Source organism: Bradyrhizobium sp. 40, from assembly GCF_023100925.1.
Taxonomy (GTDB): Bacteria; Pseudomonadota; Alphaproteobacteria; order Rhizobiales; family Xanthobacteraceae; genus Bradyrhizobium.
The window spans coordinates 6,868,065-6,886,687 of record NZ_CP064688.1; the positions used below are offsets into that span (position 1 = coordinate 6,868,065).

Annotated in this window: 15 protein-coding genes; 11 read left to right on the forward strand and 4 right to left on the reverse strand. The window is 65.0% G+C overall.

All coding sequences use genetic code 11. From position 1 onward, the window contains the following. The first annotated feature begins 105 nt into the window (after positions 1 to 105). The 9 genes from IVB40_RS32950 to IVB40_RS32990 all read left to right on the forward strand — a co-directional run bounded on the left by IVB40_RS32950 (position 106) and on the right by IVB40_RS32990 (position 7,630). Positions 106 to 951, forward strand: coding sequence for a transporter substrate-binding domain-containing protein (locus IVB40_RS32950; RefSeq protein ID WP_204512757.1), 846 nt, complete (start codon positions 106 to 108; stop codon positions 949 to 951). Between the two features lie 140 nt (positions 952 to 1,091). Next, entirely contained in the window at positions 1,092 to 1,754 is a 663-nt protein-coding gene (locus IVB40_RS32955; protein ID WP_247285426.1) for an amino acid ABC transporter permease, read from the forward strand. Further along, entirely contained in the window at positions 1,751 to 2,569 is an 819-nt protein-coding gene (locus IVB40_RS32960; RefSeq protein WP_247817497.1) for an amino acid ABC transporter ATP-binding protein, read from the forward strand. Before IVB40_RS32955 ends, IVB40_RS32960 begins: the two co-directional genes overlap by 4 nt. Then, a complete protein-coding gene (locus tag IVB40_RS32965) occupies positions 2,569 to 3,324 on the forward strand; it encodes an SDR family oxidoreductase (RefSeq protein WP_247817498.1) in 756 nt (251 codons plus the stop codon). Before IVB40_RS32960 ends, IVB40_RS32965 begins: the two co-directional genes overlap by 1 nt. Beyond that, complete coding sequence (locus IVB40_RS32970; protein ID WP_247817499.1) at positions 3,321 to 4,448, forward strand: muconate cycloisomerase family protein; 1,128 nt, start codon at positions 3,321 to 3,323, stop codon at positions 4,446 to 4,448. Before IVB40_RS32965 ends, IVB40_RS32970 begins: the two co-directional genes overlap by 4 nt. Positions 4,449 to 4,723: 275 nt before the next feature. Beyond that, positions 4,724 to 5,143, forward strand: coding sequence for an HIT family protein (locus tag IVB40_RS32975; RefSeq protein WP_027565807.1), 420 nt, complete (start codon positions 4,724 to 4,726; stop codon positions 5,141 to 5,143). Positions 5,144 to 5,154: 11 nt separating this feature from the next. Then, the gene (gene nudC, locus IVB40_RS32980) at positions 5,155 to 6,093 is read left to right on the forward strand and encodes an NAD(+) diphosphatase (RefSeq protein WP_027565808.1); all 939 of its coding nucleotides are present in this window, start codon (positions 5,155 to 5,157) and stop codon (positions 6,091 to 6,093) included. A gap of 6 nt (positions 6,094 to 6,099) precedes the next feature. Continuing rightward, positions 6,100 to 7,053 carry a sugar kinase gene (locus IVB40_RS32985; protein WP_247817500.1) on the forward strand — a complete coding sequence of 318 codons (954 nt, stop codon included), beginning with the start codon at positions 6,100 to 6,102 and terminating at the stop codon, positions 7,051 to 7,053. Positions 7,054 to 7,120: 67 nt separating this feature from the next. Then, a complete protein-coding gene (locus IVB40_RS32990; RefSeq protein WP_027514344.1) occupies positions 7,121 to 7,630 on the forward strand; it encodes an Lrp/AsnC family transcriptional regulator in 510 nt (169 codons plus the stop codon). Between the two features lie 144 nt (positions 7,631 to 7,774). Here the strand turns inward: IVB40_RS32990 and IVB40_RS32995 are convergent, their stop codons facing one another. The 4 genes from IVB40_RS32995 to IVB40_RS33010 all read right to left on the reverse strand — a co-directional run bounded on the left by IVB40_RS32995 (position 7,775) and on the right by IVB40_RS33010 (position 14,017). Then, entirely contained in the window at positions 7,775 to 9,274 is a 1,500-nt protein-coding gene (locus IVB40_RS32995; protein WP_247817501.1) for a phosphomannomutase/phosphoglucomutase, read from the reverse strand. Positions 9,275 to 9,464: 190 nt separating this feature from the next. Further along, entirely contained in the window at positions 9,465 to 9,974 is a 510-nt protein-coding gene (locus tag IVB40_RS33000; protein WP_247357668.1) for a TIGR02281 family clan AA aspartic protease, read from the reverse strand. Positions 9,975 to 10,099: 125 nt separating this feature from the next. After that, entirely contained in the window at positions 10,100 to 12,577 is a 2,478-nt protein-coding gene (hrpB, locus tag IVB40_RS33005) for an ATP-dependent helicase HrpB (RefSeq protein ID WP_247817502.1), read from the reverse strand. Positions 12,578 to 12,700: 123 nt separating this feature from the next. Then, a complete protein-coding gene (locus IVB40_RS33010) occupies positions 12,701 to 14,017 on the reverse strand; it encodes a UDP-glucose/GDP-mannose dehydrogenase family protein (protein ID WP_247817503.1) in 1,317 nt (438 codons plus the stop codon). Positions 14,018 to 14,210: 193 nt separating this feature from the next. On the opposite strand from IVB40_RS33010, the gene IVB40_RS33015 reads away from it, so the two are divergent. Both IVB40_RS33015 and polA read left to right on the forward strand, forming a co-directional pair. Beyond that, entirely contained in the window at positions 14,211 to 15,278 is a 1,068-nt protein-coding gene (locus IVB40_RS33015) for an acyltransferase family protein (protein ID WP_247817504.1), read from the forward strand. A gap of 209 nt (positions 15,279 to 15,487) precedes the next feature. Next, a complete protein-coding gene (gene polA / locus IVB40_RS33020; RefSeq protein WP_247817505.1) occupies positions 15,488 to 18,568 on the forward strand; it encodes a DNA polymerase I in 3,081 nt (1,026 codons plus the stop codon). Positions 18,569 to 18,623 lie beyond the last annotated feature (55 nt).

Here is an 18,623-nt window from a genome sequence, read left to right on the forward strand (position 1 = left end):
GGCAATTCCCGGCCTGCCCAGCCGATAGGCTGTGCTTTCACTGCCGGAGGCGCCTTGGTAAGAACGCTGCCGGAACTTCTTCCAACAGAAAAGCGATTGATCCCAATGGTTACACGTCGTGATGTTGCATCGATTGTCGGACTTGGCGCGATTGGCGCGGCGACGCTGGCCTCCCCGGCCGTGGCGCAGACCGCCGATACCAACGAATCGACCTTCGCCCGCATCCGCCGCACCAAGAAGATGCGGATCGGCGCGGTCGGCGGCGGCGCACCCTATTACATGAAGGATCTTTCGACCGGCCAGTGGAAGGGATTTTACGTCGACATCGCCAAGGCGCTTGCCGAGGACATGGAAGCCGAGCTCGAGATCACCGAGACCACCTGGGGCAATTCGGTGCTCGACCTGCAGTCCAACAAGATCGACATCTTCTTCGGCCTCAACCCGACCCCGAAGCGCGCGCTGGTGGTCGACTTCTCGGTGCCGGTGTTCAACAACGCCTTCGGCATCCTCTGCAAAAAGGACTTCAAGCCGAAGAGCTGGGCTGAGCTGAACTCGCCCGACGTCAAGATCGCGGTCGACCAGGGCTCCTCGCACGACCAGGTCGTCAGCCGCCTGACGCCGAAGGCGCAGATCTCGCGGCTGAAGACCGCCGACGACGCCACCGCCGCGCTGCAGACCGGCCGCGTCGACGCGCAGTGCCTGATCACCATGCTGTCGCTGACCGTGCTGAAGAAGAATCCCTCGCTCGGCCAGTTCGTGCTGCCGACGCCAATCTTCGCCACCACCTCGAACGCCGGCTTCCGCCGCGAGACCGACAAGACCTGGCGCGACTACGTCAACACCTGGATCGACTTCAACAAGGGCCTCGGCTTCATCCGCAACGCGATCATCACCAACATGGAGCTGGTGGGCGTGACCGAGGCGGACATCCCGCCGGGCGTGTCGCTGTAAGGTGTGCCGAGCGCCTGAGTCTCCGCACGTCATGGCCGGGCTTGTCCCGGCCATCCACGTCTGACCCGCGCCACCAAGAACGTGGATGCCCGGGACAAGCCCGGGCATGACGACAAGTTTCGGGTATGAGTTAAGCACGCATGTATCAGTGGGACTTCGGCATCCTCTGGAGCTATCGCTGGCTCTTTCTCAACGGGCTCGGCGTCACCGTCGGTTTCACCGTGGTCATCGTCGTGCTCGGGCTCGTCTTCGGCCTGTTCGGCGCGTTCGGCACCCTGTCGCGCTTTCGCGCGGTGCGCCTGATCGCGCTCACCTTCATCGAGGCGTTCCGCTGCACGCCGATCCTGGTGCAGCTGATCTGGTTCTATTACGCGCTGCCGATCCTGGCCGGTGTCGAGATGACGCCGATCACCGCCTCGGCGCTGGCGCTCTCGCTCTATGGCGGCTCGTTCTATTCGGAGATCATCCGCGGCGGCATCATCTCGATCGACCGCGGCCAGTCCGAAGCCGGCGCCGCGCTCGGCATGACTCCGGGACAGAGCATGCGGCGCATCGTGCTGCCGCAGGCGATCAAGCGCATGATCCCGGCGCTGATGAACCAGTCGATCATCCAGTTCAAGAACACCTCGCTGGTCTCGGTGCTGGCGGTGCCTGATCTGGTCTATCAGAGCCAGGTCGCCGCCCATGACAGCTACCGTCCGCTGGAAACCTACACCGCCGTCGCGGTCGCGTATGCGGCCATCCTGATTCCCCTGACCATCATGGTCCGGCGCGGCGAGAAGCGACTGGCGGTCGGCGAATGACCGAGACTTCCAAGGACGCTTCCAAGAACACCTCCAAGATCGAGATCCGTGGCTTGCGCAAAAGCTTTGGCAGCAACGAGGTTTTGAAGAGCATCAGCCTGGACGTCGCCAAGGGCGGTGTCGTGGCGCTGATCGGCCCGTCCGGCTCCGGCAAGTCGACGCTGCTCCGCTGCATCAACCTCCTGGTGACGCCCGACGGCGGCAGCGTTCGCGTCGGCGACACGCGCTTTGCTTTCGGAGAAGGCACAAAGCTGCCTGACGTGAAGACGCAGGCCAAATTCCGCGCCACCACCGGCATGGTGTTCCAGCATTTTAATCTGTTTCCGCACATGACGACGCTCCAGAACGTGATGGAGGGACCGGTCACGGTGCGGCGCATGGCCAGGGCTGACGCCGAGAAGCTTGCGCGGGCCCAACTCGCGAAGGTGGGCCTTGCAGAGAAGGCCGACCAATATCCGTCCACGCTCTCCGGCGGACAAAAGCAGCGCGTCGCGATTGCGCGGGCGCTCGCCATGGAGCCGGACGTGATGCTGTTCGACGAGGCCACCTCCGCGCTCGATCCCGAGCTTGTCGGCGAGGTGCTCGCCGTGATTCAGCAGCTGGCGTCGGAGGGCATGACCATGGTGATCGTGACCCACGAGATCGCCTTTGCCCGCGAAGTCGCCGACCGTCTGATCTTCATGCGCGACGGCGTCGTGGTCGAGGAAGGCCCGGCGCGGCAGGTGATCGACAATCCGCAGGAAGCAGCGACGCGCACCTTCCTCAGCCATTTCCACCGCACCGGCGCGCTGCCGCCGGTTACAACGGCATCGTGATGTCCGAAATCAATCGCGTCTATCTCATCACCGGCGCCGCCAGCGGCATCGGCCGCGCCACTGCAAAACTGCTCGCGGGGCCCGGCACCGCGCTGCTGCTGCACACGCGCTCCAACGCAGCCGGCCTCGACGCCACGGCGGCGGAAGCCGAAGCCCAAGGCGCGCTCGTGGCAAAATGCCTCGGCGACCTCGCCGAGGAGGCTGCGGTCGCCGACGCCGTCGCCGCTACGCAAAGCGCCTTCGGCCGACTCGATGGATTGATCCTGGTCGGCGGCCATGCCCGCCGCGGCAGCGCGATCGGTACGCCGGCGGATCAGTTCCGCAAGGCGATGGACGAATCGGCGCTGGCGTTCACACGGTTGGTGGACGCGGCGCTCCCGCTGCTCCGTGCGGGGCAGGATCCGCGGATCGTGGCAGTGTCGTCGTTCGTTGCGCACGCGATCCGGCCGGAGTTCGCGCCCTTCGCAGCGACGGCCGCGAGCCGCTCCGCGCTCGAAGCGCTGGTGCGCCTCACCGCAGTCGAACTCGCCAAGGAGGGCATCACCGTCAACGCCGTCGCGCCAGGCCTCATCGTCAAGGACAGGCCCAGCGAAAGCCGGCTGTCACCCGAACAGATCGCCGCGACCGAGGCGCTGATCCCGATGGGTCGCCGCGGGCGGCCGGAAGAGGTCGCCGAGATCATCGCTTTCCTGGCCTCCCCGAAAGCATCCTACGTCACCGGCCAAGTCTGGCACGTCAATGGAGGCCTGACATGACCGAAGCAACCGTCGAACGCATCAGGCTGTTCCTGATCGAAAGCCCGATCAAGATGGCGCGCCTGCAAGGCGTCGGCAACGTCAAGGGCACGGTGAAGCGCGTGCTGCTCGAACTGACGTCGAGCGACGGCGTGATCGGCTGGGGCGAGGCGGCACCGTGGGAAGTGTTCACGGGAACGCCGGAAGCGGCCTTCTCCGCGCTCGATATCTATTTGCGGCCAATCGTGCTCGGCAAACCGGTGCGCCGCATCCGCGCGCTGATGGCCGAGCTCGATCGCGCGCTGGTCGGACATGCCGAAGCCAAGGTCGCGATCGAAATGGCGCTGCTCGACATCGTCGGCAAATCGTCGGGACTATCGGTCGCCGACCTGCTCGGCGGCCGCGTGCGCGACGCGATCCCGCTGTCGTTCTCCATCGCCGATCCGGATTTCGCCGCCGATCTCGAACGCATGCGGAAGATGATTCCGGACGGCAATGTCATCTACAAGGTCAAGACCGGCGTGAAGCCGCATCGCGAGGACCTCGATCATCTCGCGGCGATCCGCAAGGAGTTCGGCGACAAGGTCGATCTGCGGGTCGATTACAACCAGGCCTTAGCGCCGTTCGGCGCCATCAAGATCCTGCGCGACGTCGAGCAGTTTGCGCCGACTTTCATCGAGCAGCCGGTGCCGCGCAAATTTCTCGACGTGATGGCGCAGCTCACCGCGGCGCTTGAGACGCCCGTGCTCGCGGACGAAAGCTGTTTCGACCGCCGCGACATGATGGAGGTGGTGCGCCGCGAGGCGGCAGATGCCGTCTCGGTCAAGCTGATGAAGGCCGGCGGCCTGTTCGAGGCGCAGGCGATCATGGCGATCGCCGACATCGCCGGCCTGCCGGGCTATGGCGGCACTCTGTGGGAGGGCGGCATCGGGCTCGCCGCCGGGACGCAGCTGATCGCGGCGACGCCGGGAATCTCGCTCGGCTGCGAATTCTACATGCCGCACCACGTGCTGACCGAGGACGTGCTGGAAGAGCGCGTCGCCAATCGCGGCGGCCACGTCGTGGTGCCGGACGGCCCCGGCCTCGGCATTCGCGTCAGCGAAGCCTCGGTCCGCGCCAATGCGCGGGTGCTGGCGGAGGGGTAAGACGTCGCCACACATTCGCTGTCGTCCCGGCGAAGGCCGGGACCCATAACCACAGGGGGATGTTTTGCGAAGATTGGTCGTTCGGGATTAGCACCAACCGCAAACGATAGACCTCGCGGTATGGGTCCCGGCCTTCGCCGGGACGACAACGGTGCATGCGGCCCCTGCGGAGGCTCATCCTTCCCCAATCAAACTCCGTATCGTATGGTCGGAGCAAATATTCAGGGGTTCCGCCCCGCCATGCCCGATTCCCAATGGGCCATCCGGAAACCTTCATGTCCGAACCCGCCTGGTCGCTGCACTCCCGCCTGAAAGAGGACACCATCGACATCGGCGATTTGCCGCTGTCCAAGGTATTGGTCATCAAGGACGCGCATTATCCGTGGCTGCTGCTGGTGCCGCGACGCGCGGATGCGGTCGAGATCATTGATCTCGACGAGGTGCAGCAGGCGCAATTGATGACGGAGATCTCCCGCGTCTCGCGTGCGCTGAAGGAGATCACCAGATGCGACAAACTCAACATCGCGGCACTCGGCAACCTCGTGCCGCAGCTTCACGTGCACATCATCGCGCGCCGCACCAGTGACGCCGCCTGGCCGCGGCCGGTCTGGGGCGTGATGCAGCCCTTGGCGCACGACGCCACAGAGGTGCAGACTTTCATCAGCGCGCTTCGCCGCAAAATCTGGTTGGGTTGAAAGAACAAGACATGTCAGCATTCGACTCGTTTCCGCTGGGGCAGCCGGCCTTCGTCACCAACATTCTCGACCGTGCCGCGCATCTGCGCCGCGATGACGAAAAGCTGTTCGCGCTGGAGCAGAAGCCGGCCTCGCGCGCCTATGTGGTCTACCGCGACTCGCTGCTGGTGAAGCGCGAGGGCGAAAAAGTGCGCGCGCTGCTCGGAATCGACGAGGCGCTGAAATGCGGCGCCAATCCCGGCACGATCTTCTTAGGCTTGCGCGACGGCGCCGCGATATTCGGGATGGGCCTGTCGCAGGCCGCGTCCGAGAAGCTGATCGGGCGTGAAGACTACGCCCTCAGTGAGCTGCGCGGCATGGCGATGCAGGGCGCGGTGCCGCCGCAGGAGCTGTCGGCGATCGCGATGGCGAAGTCGATGGTGAGCTGGCATCAGCGCCACGGCTATTGCGCCAATTGCGGCACGCGTACCGGGATGAAGGAAGGCGGCTGGAAGCGGGAGTGCCCCAGTTGCAAGGCCGAGCATTTCCCGCGCACCGACCCTGTCGTGATCATGCACGTCGCCGCCGGCGACAAATGCCTGCTCGGCCGCCAGAAGCAGTTTCCGCCGGGGATGTATTCGTGTCTCGCCGGCTTCGTCGAGGCGGCCGAAACCATCGAGGACGCGGTGCGCCGCGAGATCCTCGAAGAATCCGGGATTCGCTGCACCGACGTACAATATTATATGACCCAGCCCTGGCCCTATCCGTCGTCGCTGATGATCGGCTGCAGCGCGCGGGCCGTGAGCGAGGACATCGTCGTCGATCACTCCGAGCTGGAGGATGCGCGCTGGTTCACGCGTGAGGAGGCCGCTCTGATGCTGACGCGAACGCATCCCGACGGGCTCGCCGGCCCGCACCCGTTTGCGATTGCGCATCACCTGCTCGGCCGCTGGGTGCACGACAAGAGCTGACCGCCGATGGCGCACTCTGTGATCGCGCCGCGCATCCTCTGCATCGGCATTCCCGTGCGCGACCTGACCTTTCGTGTCGAGGCCGTGCCCGCGCGCGGCAGCAAGGCGAATGCCAGCCATCTCGCGGAGATCTGCGGCGGCAACGCGCTCAATGCCGCGATCGCCATCGCGCGGCTCGGCGGCCGCGTCTCGTTCGCAGGTCCGATGGGCGATGCGCAGGAGACGTCGAGCGGCTTCATTCTCGAGCGGATGGAAGCTGAGGCTATCGAGACCACGCACATCGTCCGCATGCCGGGGCTCAAGACGCCGGTGTCGGCGATCATGATCGAGCCCTCGGGCGAACGAACGCTCACCATCTATCGCGATCCCGCGTTATCCACCGTGCAGCTGCCGGACGCCGACAAGCTGCTCGCCGATTGTCAGGCGGTCCTCGTCGAGAGCCGCTGCGCATCGTTCTGCACGGATCTCTGCACTGAGGCACGCCGGCGCGGCATTGCCGTCATCGTCGGCGTCGATCGCGCGATGTCGTTGCAGGACGGCCTGCTCACGGCCGCCTCGCACCTGCTGTTCGCCAGCGAACAGGTGCAGGAGACCGCCGGCATCGCCGACGACGGCGAGGCGTTGCAGCGCCTGGCCGCGCTCACGCCCGCCTTCCTCGCCGCGACCCGCGGCCCGCGCGGCACGATCTGGCTGAACGAGAGCGGCGAACTGGAGCAGACGCCGGCCTTCCCGGTTCAGGCCGTCGATACGCTCGGCGCCGGCGACGTCTTCCATGGCGCCTTCACGCTTCGCCTCGCCGAAGGCGGCGGCGTGCGGCAGGCGCTGCAATTCGCCGCGGCCGCCGCGGCGCTGAAATGCACCCGTCACGGCGGCGGCCTCGCCGCTCCGCAACGCGTTGAAGTTGAAGAGCTTTTGAACATGCCGCGCGGGACGACGCTCGGACGGATGCCGAGATTATAGACTTGCTATAGAAGGATTTTCTCTATATCAGGGAAATCGACCCTCGATATGGAACAAAGTTCTTCAAATGACCGATCTCGCCGTCCCGCTCCCCGAGACCAGCCGCCGCCTCGACGCCATCGACCGTAAGATTCTTATGGTGCTGCAGGACGATGCCTCCCTCTCCGTCGCCGAGATCGGCGACCGCGTCGGCCTGTCCTCGACCCCCTGCTGGAAGCGCATCCAGCGCCTGGAGGCCGACGGCGTGATCACCAAGCGGGTGGCGCTGGTCGACCAGAACAAGATCGGGCTCGGCATCTCCGTGTTCGTGTCGGTCGAGAGTTCCGACCATTCCGACGCCTGGCTCAAGAAGTTCGCCGACGCCGTCAGCGCCATGCCGGAGGTGATGGAGTTCTATCGCATGGCCGGCGACGTCGACTACATGCTGCGCGTCGTCGTCGCGGACATGCAGGCGTATGACGTGTTCTACAAAAAGCTGATCAGCGCCGTGCCGCTGAAGAACGTCACCTCACGCTTCGCGATGGAGAAGATCAAGTCGGTCACCGCGCTGCCGATCCCGGCGGTGGTGGCGGCGTAGGGCTCACCACACGCAAACTGTCATCGCCCGGCTTGACCGGGCGATCCAGTATTCCAGAGACGACGATGGATACGGATAAGCCACGGCGTACTGGATGCCCCGGTCAAGCCGGGGCATGACAGCAAGTGAGGCTAGCCTCGCGCCTCAGATCTTCTGATTGTACTCGCCGACTTCGGGATGGGTGCGCAGGACGCTGTTCACCATCTCGAACATGTCGTGCATGCGCTGCTCGGAGACCGGGCTCTCGACCACGACGACGAGTTCGGGCTTGTTGGAGGAGGCACGCACCAGGCCCCAGCTGCCGTCCTCGACCGTGACGCGGACGCCGTTGACTGTGACGAGATCGCGGATCGACTGGCCACCGATCTTGGCGCCCTTGGCCTGCAAGCCCTCGAAGTGCTTCACCACCTTGTCGATGACGCCGTATTTGACCTCGTCGGCGCAATGCGGCGACATGGTCGGCGACGACCAGGTCTTCGGCAGCGCGTTCTTGAGATCGGCCATCGACTTGCCGGCAGCACGATCGAGCATGTCGCAGATCGCAAGCGCCGACACCAGACCGTCGTCATAGCCGCGTCCATACGGTTTGTTGAAGAAGAAGTGGCCGGACTTCTCGAAGCCGGCGAGCGCACCCGTCTCATGGGTGCGGCGCTTCATGTAGGAATGGCCGGTCTTCCAATAGGTGGTTTTCGCGCCCTGCTTCTGCAGTACCGGATCGGTGATGAACAGGCCGGTCGACTTCACGTCGACGATGAACTGCGCATCCTTGTGGATCGCGGACATGTCGCGCGCCAGCATCACGCCGACCTTGTCGGCAAAAATCTCCTCGCCGGTGTTGTCGACCACGCCGCAGCGATCGCCGTCACCGTCGAAGCCGAGACCCACATCGGCCTTGTGCTGCAGCACCGCGTCGCGGATCGCGTGCAGCATCTCCATGTCTTCAGGGTTCGGATTGTATTTCGGGAAGGTATGGTCGAGCTCGGTGTCGAGCGGGATCACCTCGCAGCCGATCGCTTCCAGCACCTGCGGCGCGAATGCGCCGGCGGTGCCGTTGCCGCAGGCCGCGACGACCTTGAGCTTGCGCTTGAGCTTCGGACGGCCGGTGAGATCGGCGATGTAGCGCGCCGGATAATTCTCGTGGAATTGATAGGAGCCGCCGGCCTTGTTCTTGAACTCGGCGCCCAGCACGATCTCCTTCAACCGCGTCATCTCGTCGGGGCCGAAGGTCAGCGGGCGGTTGGCGCCCATCTTCACGCCGGTCCAGCCATTGTCGTTGTGCGAGGCCGTAACCATGGCGCAGCAGGGCACGTCGAGGTCGAACTGGGCGAAATAGGCCATCGGCGTCACCGCCAGCCCGATGTCGTGCACCTTGCAGCCGGCTGCCATCAGGCCGGAAATCAGCGCATATTTGATCGAGGCCGAATAGCCGCGGAAATCATGACCGGTGACGATCTCCTGGCTGACGCCGAGCTCCGCGATCAGCGCGCCCAGCCCCATGCCGAGCGCCTGGATTCCCATCAGGTTGATTTCCTTCTGGAACAGCCAGCGCGCGTCGTATTCGCGAAAGCCCGTGGCCTTCACCATCGGCTCGGATTCGAAGGCATAGGTGTTGGGCAGCAACACGGATTTCGGCTTGGGGAACATTGAGACGGTCTCGTGAAAAAGAGCCAGATTTAATGCAGCCTTAGCGAATGCCGGGCCGCAGCGGAAGGCGGGAATGGCAGCTTATGGATGATAATTGCGGCAGTTTGGTAACGGGGAAATCTGGCCGCGAGAGCGGCCGGAATAGAGATCTTCTTGAAATATGTGCTCGCTGGAGCCTTTGGGAGAACCTTTACTGCTCCAGCACCATCTGACCGTTGGCGTATTCGAAGCGCTTGAGGCGGGAGAGGAAGGAGAGGCCGAGCAGGTTCTCGGACAGCGCCTCGTCGGGCAGCACCATGGCATCGACGTCGCGCACGATCAGGCCGCCGACATCGAGCATGGCGATGCGGGTGCGCGCGGCCTTGATGGTGCCGTTGGCGGTGGAGACGGTGGCGTTGTAATCGCCGCGCGAGGGACGCAGGCCGAAACGGGCGGCCGAGGTCTCGTTCAGCGCAACCACGGAGGCGCCGGTGTCGACCATGAAGCCGATGCGCTGACCTTCGATCCGGCCCTCGGTCTGGAAGTGGCCGCGGCCGTCGCGGGGGATGTTGAGGCTGCGGCCGCCGGCCGGCGCGGTGGACGCGACTGCTACCGTACGCGGCACCGACGTCGCCGAAGCGGAGCTCATCCTGTCCGCCATCTGCGCCATGAAGGTGCCGAGGCCGATCATGATCGCCGCGAAGATCATTATGTTACGCATCACACCACTCGAAGCCGAAGCTCGATTTCACCACGCGGCAGGCCACTCCGCGAGCGACGCTGCGGCCAGAGCTGTGCTATTTTGACGAAAAGGATGAGCGGACGGTTAATGCGTGTTCGTAACGCTCACGTCCCGCGCGGCTTGACCCGGCGGGTCGGCAGCGCATTCGCCGGATCTTCCGGCCAGGGATGGCGCGGGTAGCGGCCGCGCAAATCGGAGCGCACTGCACTGTAGCTGCCGCGCCAGAAACCGGGGAGATCGCGCGTCACCTGCACCGGGCGCTGCGCCGGCGACAGCAGTTCCAGCACCAGCGGCACCTTGCCGGCGGCGATCGAGGGATGGGTGTTGAGGCCGAACAATTCCTGGAGCCGCACCGCGATGGTCGGCCCCTGCTCGGCTTCATAGTCGATCGCGAGCACGCTGCCTGTCGGCGCCTCGAAATGCGTCGGCGCCTCGCGGTCGAGCCGCGCGCGCATCTCCCACGGCAACAACGCCATCAACGCGTCGGAGAGATCGCCGGCGGAGATATCCTTCAGCGCGATCTTGTCGTAGAGCGCCGGCACCAGCCAATCGTCGCGCCGCGCGATCAACCCATCGTCCGACAGATCTGGCCAGCTGTCGCCCTCGGCCTTGCGCAAGAACATCACGCGGTCGCGCCATTGTTTGGCTAACTTCGACCAGGGCAGCCGGTCGAGGCCAGCGGCGATCAGCCCGTCTGCGAAGATGCGCGCAGTGTCCTCCGAGGGCGACACGGCAAGTGTCGCCTCCGAGAGCGTGATCGCGTGCAGCGCGCGCTTACGCCGCGCCCGCAGCGCCATCGCGCCGCGATCGAACGAGATCTCCTCGACGGATTCGATATGCTCGGCGAAATGCTGCTCGATCTCGTCCTGCGAGATTTGCGCTGCGAGCAGAATGCGCCCGCTCGCCGCCGTGCCGGTCATCTCGCCGATCGCGATATAGGGCGCGCGCGCGAGCGACGAGGTCTGATCCACCGCAGCGCCTCGACCGTTGGCGAGCACGAAGCTGCCATTGCCGCGGTTGCGCGCGACGCGATCCGGGAAGGCGTAGGCCAGCATCAGGCCGGTCGAGAGATCACCTTCGCCGGTCGCCATCTTCTCTGACGCCGCCACCTGCGAGGCCCAGCGCCGCGCGAGGTCGCGCGCGCTTGCGGCTCGCGCGGAACGGTCGCGGCGGAACTGATCCCGCCGGTGCTCGAGATCGACACTGTCGCCGCCGAGCCCGCGCTCGGTGATGATGGCGGCGATCTCGGCGGCGGCTTCGCCCTCGCCGGCACGATGCGAATCCACGATCATGCGCGCGAGCCGCGGCGGCAGCGCCAGCGCGCGCAGGCTCTTGCCCTCCGCAGTGATGCGGCCATCGCCATCAAGCGCATTGAGCTCGGAGAGCAGGCTTTTTGCTTCCTTCCAGGCCGGCTGCGGCGGCGGGTCGAGAAACGACAGCGCGGCAGGGTCGGCGACGCCCCATTGCGCGAGATCGAGCACCAGCGAGGACAGATCGGCGCTGAGGATCTCGGGCTGGGTGTAGGGCGCGAGCGAGGCTGTCTGAGGTTCGTCCCAGAGCCGGTAGCAGACACCGGGCTCGGTGCGGCCGGCGCGGCCGCGGCGCTGGTCCGCTGCCGCGCGCGAGACGCGCACGGTCTCGAGCCGGGTCAGGCCGATGTCGGGCTCGTAGCGCGGCACGCGGGCAAGACCGGAATCGACCACGATGCGCACGCCCTCGATGGTCAGCGAGGTCTCCGCGATCGAGGTCGCCAGCACCACCTTGCGCGTGCCTTTGGGCGCCGGCGAGATGGCACGGTCCTGCACGGCGGCGTCGAGCGCCCCGAACAGCGGCACGATTTCAATGCTGGAATCCTGTATGCGTTCGCCGAGGAGATTCTGGGTGCGGCGGATTTCAGCGGCGCCCGGCAGGAACGCCAGCACCGAGCCGGCATCGGCCCGCAGCGCCGAGGCGATCGCATCCGCCATCTGCCGCTCGATCGGCGCGTCCGCCTTGCGGCCGAGATAGCGCGTCTCGACCGGAAAGGCGCGGCCCTCGCTTTCGACGACGGGCGCTTCGCCGAGCAATTTTGCCACGCGGGCGCCATCGAGCGTTGCCGACATCACGAGGATGCGCAAATCCTCGCGCAGGCCGGTTTGCGCATCGCGCGCGAGGGCGAGGCCCATGTCGGCATCGAGCGAACGCTCGTGGAATTCGTCGAACAGGACGGCGGCGATGCCCGACAACTCGGGATCGTCGAGGATCTGGCGGGTGAAGATGCCCTCCGTCACCACCTCGATGCGGGTCGCGCGCGAGATCTTCGAGCCGAAACGGACGCGATAGCCGATGGTCTCGCCGGCGCGTTCGCCCAGTGATTTGGCCATGCGGTCGGCGCTGGCGCGCGCCGCGATGCGCCGCGGCTCCAGCACGATGATCTTCTTGCCCTTGGCCCAGGGGGCATCGAGCAGCGCCAGTGGCACGCGCGTGGTCTTGCCGGCGCCCGGGGGCGCCACCAGCACGGCGGCATGATGCGCCTCCAGCGTGCGCGAGAGCTCGTCGAGCACGGCATCGATCGGGAGGGGCGTGTCGAAACTGCGGGGCAAAAGCTCGCTTCCGTCATCACCCGCGCATGCGGGTGATCCAGTAAACTCGAATCCCGGTTATTACGAAGATTGCGGATTACTGGATACCCCGCCTTCGCGGGGTATGACAATCATTTGCCGCTATCAGCCCTGCACCGATGGCCGTCCGACGCTCTCATACACGAAGCCAGCCGCAGCCATTTCCTCGGGGCGGTAGATGTTGCGCAAGTCGACGATGACGGGCTGCGCCATGGTCGCCTTCAGCCGGTCGAGATCGAGCGCCCGGAACTGCACCCATTCGGTGACGATCACGATCGCATCGGCGCCTTCCGCGCAGGAATAGGCGTCTTCGCAATAAGTGATGCTGGGCAGCTCACTCTTCGCCTGCTCCATCCCGACGGGATCGAAGGCCTTCACCTTCGCGCCCATGTCGATCAGGCCGGTGACCAACGGGATCGACGGCGCATCGCGCATGTCGTCGGTGTCGGGCTTGAAGGTGAGGCCGAGCACGGCGATGGTCTTGCCGCGCAGCGAGCCGCCGAGCGCCTGGCTAACCTTGCGGGCCATCGCGCGCTTGCGGTTCTCGTTGACCGCCAGCACGGATTCGACGATGCGCAAGGACACATCGTAGTCCTGCGCGATCTTGATCAGCGCCTTGGTGTCCTTCGGGAAGCACGAGCCGCCGAAGCCGGGGCCGGCATGCAGGAATTTGGTGCCGATGCGGTTGTCCAGTCCAATGCCGCGGGCGACCTCCTGCACGTTGGCGCCGGCCTTTTCGGAGAGGTCCGCGATCTCGTTGATGAAGGTGATCTTGGTCGCGAGGAAGGCGTTGGCGGCGTATTTGATCATCTCGGCGGTGCGGCGTTCCGTGAACATCAGCGGCGCCTGGTTCAGCGACAGCGGCCGATAGATGTCGCTCATCACCTTGCGGCCGCGCTCGTCGGCGGTGCCGACGACGATGCGGTCCGGGAATTTGAAGTCGCGGATCGCCGCGCCCTCGCGCAGGAATTCGGGGTTCGAGGCAACGACCACGTCGGCCTTGGGATTGGTCTCGCGGATGATGCGCTCGACCTCGTCGCCGGTGCCGACCGGAACGGTCGATTTGGTCACGACGACGGTGAAGCCGGACAGCGATTGCGCGATCTCTTTCGCGGCGGCATAGACATAGGACAGATCGGCGTGGCCGTCACCGCGGCGCGACGGCGTGCCGACCGCGATGAAGACAGCATCGGCATCCGCGACCGGCTTGGACAAATCGGTGGTGAACTCCAGCCGCTTGGCCTTGACGTTGGTCGCAACCAGTTCCTCAAGCCCGGGCTCGTAGATCGGGATCTCGCCGCGATGAAGGGCCGCGATCTTCTTCTCGTCCTTGTCGACGCAGATGACGTCGTGACCGAAATCCGCAAAGCAGGCCCCGGACACCAGTCCCACATAGCCCGTGCCGATCATAGCAATGCGCATGAAAAACCCTGTTTGGCTTGGTTAACGAAACCGCAATTCCAAGGCGGTTTAGCATTTTCCCGTGGTGAGGGAACAGCCCGCGTGCAAAAAACGGCACGGCAATTGTACCGGTTAAGAAATCGTAAGCCGCAAGGCGCCAAACTGCTCCGCGTTCACACAGATCCTGGCGGAACACGCCTCGAAAAGAGACACTATGGCACTAGCAGGCACAATCGCCGCGAGCGGGGGACTCAAGGCCCCGGCTGCTGCGCGTGTCGATTGGATCGATTACGCCAAGGGCATCTGCATCGTCATGGTCGTGATGATGCATTCGGTGCTGGGGGTCGAGCTCGCCGCCGGTGAGACCGGCTTCATGCATGTTTTGGTGGCCTTCGCAAAGCCGTTCCGGATGCCGGATTTCTTCCTGATTTCGGGCCTGTTCCTGCCACTGGTGATCGACCGGGATTGGCGAACCTATCTCGACCGCAAGGTGGTGCATTTCGCCTATTTCTATGTCGTCTGGGTGACAATCCAGTTCGGCTTCAAGGCCCCCGCATTCGCGGCGGAAACGAGCTGGCGCGACGCCGGCTTGCTGTATCTGGAATCCTTCGTCGAGCCGTTCGGCACGCTGTGGTTCATCTACCTCCTGCCGATCTTCTTCGTCATCACAAAACTGACACGGCTAGTCCCGCCGCCCGCGATCTGGCTCATCGCGGCCGCACTGGAGACGGCGCGTGTCGCAACGGGCTGGACCGCGATCGACGAGTTCTGCGCGCGTTTCGTCTATTTCTATTCGGGTTATCTGTTCGCGCCCTACGTGTTCGCGCTGTCGGACCGCGCGCGCAATCATCCTGCGTGGGCGCTGGCAGCGCTCGCGACGTGGACGCTGGTCAATGGCGGTCTGGTTATGCTCGGCGCCAGCGAGTGGAAATTCGTATCGCTCGTGCTCGGCTTCGCCGGCGCCTGCGCCATCATCACGATGGGCACTCTGCTCGCGCGCGTGCAATGGCTGAACATCTTCCGCTTCTGCGGCGAGCATTCGATCGTGATCTATCTCGCCTTCTTCCTGCCGATGGCGGCGACACGAACGCTGCTCTTGCGCACGGGCATCATTCCCGACATCGGCGCGGTGTCGTTGATCGTGACCATCGTCGGCGTAATCGGCTCACTCGCAATCTGGCAGATCGCATTGCGCCTTGGCGGCAGTTTCCTGTTCGAGCGACCTGATGCGTTCTGGATCGCGCCGAAGAAAACAGGGGCGCGGTTGCAGGCGGCGGAGTGATACTCTGCTGTCATCCCCGCGAAGGCGGGGATCCAGTATTCCAGAGGCAGCAGTCGTATACGGATAAGTCGCAGCGTACTGGATTCCCCGCCTTCGCGGGGAATGACAGCGGGGGATGCGGGAAATGACAGTGGGGATAGCGGCTCCAGCAAGCCAAAAATCCACCTCCCGAGGCTGTCAAATCCCGCAAAAATTCATACATTGCGGCCATGCCCAAGAGCTCCCCGAAGACCACCGCCCAAGTTGACACCAAGGCTGCCGCGCCCAAGGCCGCCGAAACCAAGCCCGCTGCCGCGACAGCTGCTGCCAAGCCCGTCGCCGCGAAGGCGGCCGGCAAGGGCGACCATGTCTTCCTGGTCGACGGTTCCGGCTACATCTTCCGCGCCTACCATGCGCTGCCGCCGATGAACCGCAAGTCCGACGGCTTGCAGGTCAATGCCGTGCTCGGCTTCTGCAACATGCTGTGGAAGCTTTTGCGCGAGATGCCGGAGGACAACCGGCCGACGCATCTGGCGATCATCTTCGACAAGTCGGAAATCACCTTCCGCAACAAGATCTATCCTGAGTACAAGGCACACCGGCAGCCGGCCCCGGACGATTTGATCCCGCAATTCGCGCTGATCCGCGAAGCGGTACGCGCCTTCGACCTGCCTTGCCTGGAACAAGTCGGCTTCGAGGCCGACGATCTGATTGCGACCTATGTGCGGCAAGCCTGCGAGCGCGGCGCGAGCGCGACGATCGTGTCCTCCGACAAGGACCTGATGCAGCTCGTCACCGATTGCGTCACCATGTACGACACCATGAAGGACCGCCGCATCGGCATCCCCGAGGTGATCGAGAAGTTTGGCGTGCCGCCGGAGAAGGTGGTGGAAGTGCAGGCCCTGGCCGGCGATTCCACCGACAACGTTCCTGGCGTGCCCGGCATCGGCATCAAGACTGCGGCGCAGCTGATCGTCGAATATGGCGATCTCGAGCAACTGCTGTTCCGCGCCACCGAAATCAAACAGCCGAAGCGGCGCGAGGCGCTGATCGAGAACGCCGAGAAGGCGCGCATCTCGCGGCAGCTCGTATTGCTCGACGACAAGGTCGACCTCGACGTCCCGTTGGACGATCTCGCCGTCCACGAGCCCGATGCGCGCAAGCTGATCGCGTTCCTGAAGGCGATGGAATTTTCCACGCTGACGCGCCGCGTCGCCGAGTTCTCGCAGATTGATCCGGCCAACGTCGATGCCGATCCAGGCTATTCCAGCGGCGCCAGTGTCTTCTCGCCGCTGCCGCCTTCGGACGTCGTGCCGGCCCCGGGAACCGGCGCGCCGGCGCAAGTGCCAGTGGGCCAGCGCAATGCATCGGCGACCAAGGAGGACAAGGCCGCGAGCCCGAAGGGCGCGCCGATCTCTCTCGCCGCCGCGCGCGAAGAGGCTTTGCGCAAGCTTCCGGTCGACCGCAGCAAGTACCAGGCCGTCAAGACGCTGGCGGAACTGAACGCGTTCATCGCGCGCATCCATGATGCCGGCCATGTCGCGGTCGAGATCCGGGCAAACTCGATCGACCCGATGCAGGCCGATCTCTGCGGTATCGCGCTGGCGCTGGCGCCGAACGAAGCCTGCTACGTGCCGCTGGCGCATAAGCAGTCCGGCGGCGGCGCCGGCCTGTTCGACGCAGGCCTCGCGCCCGATCAGGTCAGGCACAGTGATGCGATCGAAGCGCTGCGGCCGGTGCTGGAATCGTCAGGCATTCTCAAGATCGGCTTCGACGTCAAATTCACCGCGGTGATGCTGGCGCAGCACGGCATCACATTGCGCAACACCGATGATGCGCAGCTGATCTCCTACGTGCTCGACGCCGGCCGCGGCTCGCACGCGCTGGAGCAGCTGTCCGAGCGCTGGTTCGGTCACGCCATGCTCAAGGAGAACGAGCTGCTCGGCAGCGGCAAGGGCAAGATCACGTTCGACCAGGTGCCGATCGACAAGGCCGCGGCGCTGTCGGCGGAAGGCGCCGACATCACCTTGCGCGTCTGGCGCGTGCTGAAGCCGCGCCTCGTCGCCGAGCACATGACCACGGTTTACGAGACGCTGGAACGGCCTCTGGTTTCGGTGCTCGCGCGCATGGAGCGGCGCGGCATCTCGATCGACCGCCAGGTGCTGTCGCGTCTCTCCGGCGACTTCGCCCAGACCGCGGCGCGCGTCGAGGCCGAGATCCAGCAGATCGCGGGCGAGCCCGTCAATGTCGGCAGCCCGAAGCAGATCGGCGACATCCTGTTCGGCAAGATGGGACTGTCCGGCGGCACCAAGACCAAGACCGGCGCGTGGTCGACCACCGCTCAGGTGCTCGACGAGCTCGCCGAGCAGGGCCACGACCTCCCGAAGAAGATCCTGGAGTGGCGCCAGGTCTCCAAACTGAAATCGACCTACACCGACGCGCTGCCGACCTACGTGAATGCCCAGACCCACCGCGTCCACACGACCTACGCGCTGGCCGCGACCACGACCGGCCGGCTGTCGTCGAACGAGCCAAATCTGCAGAACATTCCGGTGCGCACCGAGGACGGCCGAAAAATCCGCCGCGCCTTCATCGCAACGCCGGGGCACAAATTGGTCTCCGCCGACTATTCGCAGATCGAGCTGCGGCTGCTCGCCGAGATCGCCGACATTCCCGTGCTGCAGCAGGCGTTCCGCGACGGTCTCGACATTCACGCCATGACGGCATCGGAAATGTTCGGCGTGCCGATCAAGGGCATGCCGAGCGAAATCAGGCGCCGCGCCAAGGCGATCAATTTCGGCATCATCTACGGCATTTCGGCATTCGGTCTCGCCAACCAGCTCGGCATCGCGCGCGAAGAGGCCTCCGCCTACATCAAGAAATACTTCGAGCGCTTCCCCGGCATCCGCGCCTACATGGACGAGACGCGCGACTTCTGCCGGAACCACGGCTACGTCACCACGCTGTTCGGACGGAAGATGTACTATCCCGACATCAAGGCTTCGAACGCCTCGGTGCGCGCCTTCAACGAGCGCGCCGCGATCAACGCCCGGCTCCAGGGCACCGCCGCCGACATCATCCGCCGCGCCATGACGCGGATGGAGGCTGCACTCGCCGAGAAGAAGCTTTCGGCGCAGATGCTGCTCCAGGTGCACGACGAACTGATCTTCGAGGTGCCGGACGCGGAGGTCGAGGCCACGCTTCCCGTCGTGCAGCACGTGATGCAGGACGCGCCGTTCCCGGCCGTGCTGCTCTCGGTGCCGCTACATGTCGATGCACGCGCAGCCAACAATTGGGACGAGGCGCATTGAAGCTACGTCTTCGCTTCGCTCCTTCCAAACTTACAGTGTCGTCCCGGCCCCCCGT

Coding starts and splice junctions, on each gene's coding strand:
- IVB40_RS32950 (WP_204512757.1), top strand. CDS start 106: ATGGTTACACGTCGTGATGTTGCATCGATTGTCGGACTTGGCGCGATT.
- IVB40_RS32955 (WP_247285426.1), top strand. CDS start 1,092: ATGTATCAGTGGGACTTCGGCATCCTCTGGAGCTATCGCTGGCTCTTT.
- IVB40_RS32960 (WP_247817497.1), top strand. CDS start 1,751: ATGACCGAGACTTCCAAGGACGCTTCCAAGAACACCTCCAAGATCGAG.
- IVB40_RS32965 (WP_247817498.1), top strand. CDS start 2,569: ATGTCCGAAATCAATCGCGTCTATCTCATCACCGGCGCCGCCAGCGGC.
- IVB40_RS32970 (WP_247817499.1), top strand. CDS start 3,321: ATGACCGAAGCAACCGTCGAACGCATCAGGCTGTTCCTGATCGAAAGC.
- IVB40_RS32975 (WP_027565807.1), top strand. CDS start 4,724: ATGTCCGAACCCGCCTGGTCGCTGCACTCCCGCCTGAAAGAGGACACC.
- nudC (WP_027565808.1), top strand. CDS start 5,155: ATGTCAGCATTCGACTCGTTTCCGCTGGGGCAGCCGGCCTTCGTCACC.
- IVB40_RS32985 (WP_247817500.1), top strand. CDS start 6,100: ATGGCGCACTCTGTGATCGCGCCGCGCATCCTCTGCATCGGCATTCCC.
- IVB40_RS32990 (WP_027514344.1), top strand. CDS start 7,121: ATGACCGATCTCGCCGTCCCGCTCCCCGAGACCAGCCGCCGCCTCGAC.
- IVB40_RS32995 (WP_247817501.1), bottom strand. CDS start 9,274: ATGTTCCCCAAGCCGAAATCCGTGTTGCTGCCCAACACCTATGCCTTC.
- IVB40_RS33000 (WP_247357668.1), bottom strand. CDS start 9,974: ATGCGTAACATAATGATCTTCGCGGCGATCATGATCGGCCTCGGCACC.
- IVB40_RS33010 (WP_247817503.1), bottom strand. CDS start 14,017: ATGCGCATTGCTATGATCGGCACGGGCTATGTGGGACTGGTGTCCGGG.
- IVB40_RS33015 (WP_247817504.1), top strand. CDS start 14,211: ATGGCACTAGCAGGCACAATCGCCGCGAGCGGGGGACTCAAGGCCCCG.
- polA (WP_247817505.1), top strand. CDS start 15,488: ATGCCCAAGAGCTCCCCGAAGACCACCGCCCAAGTTGACACCAAGGCT.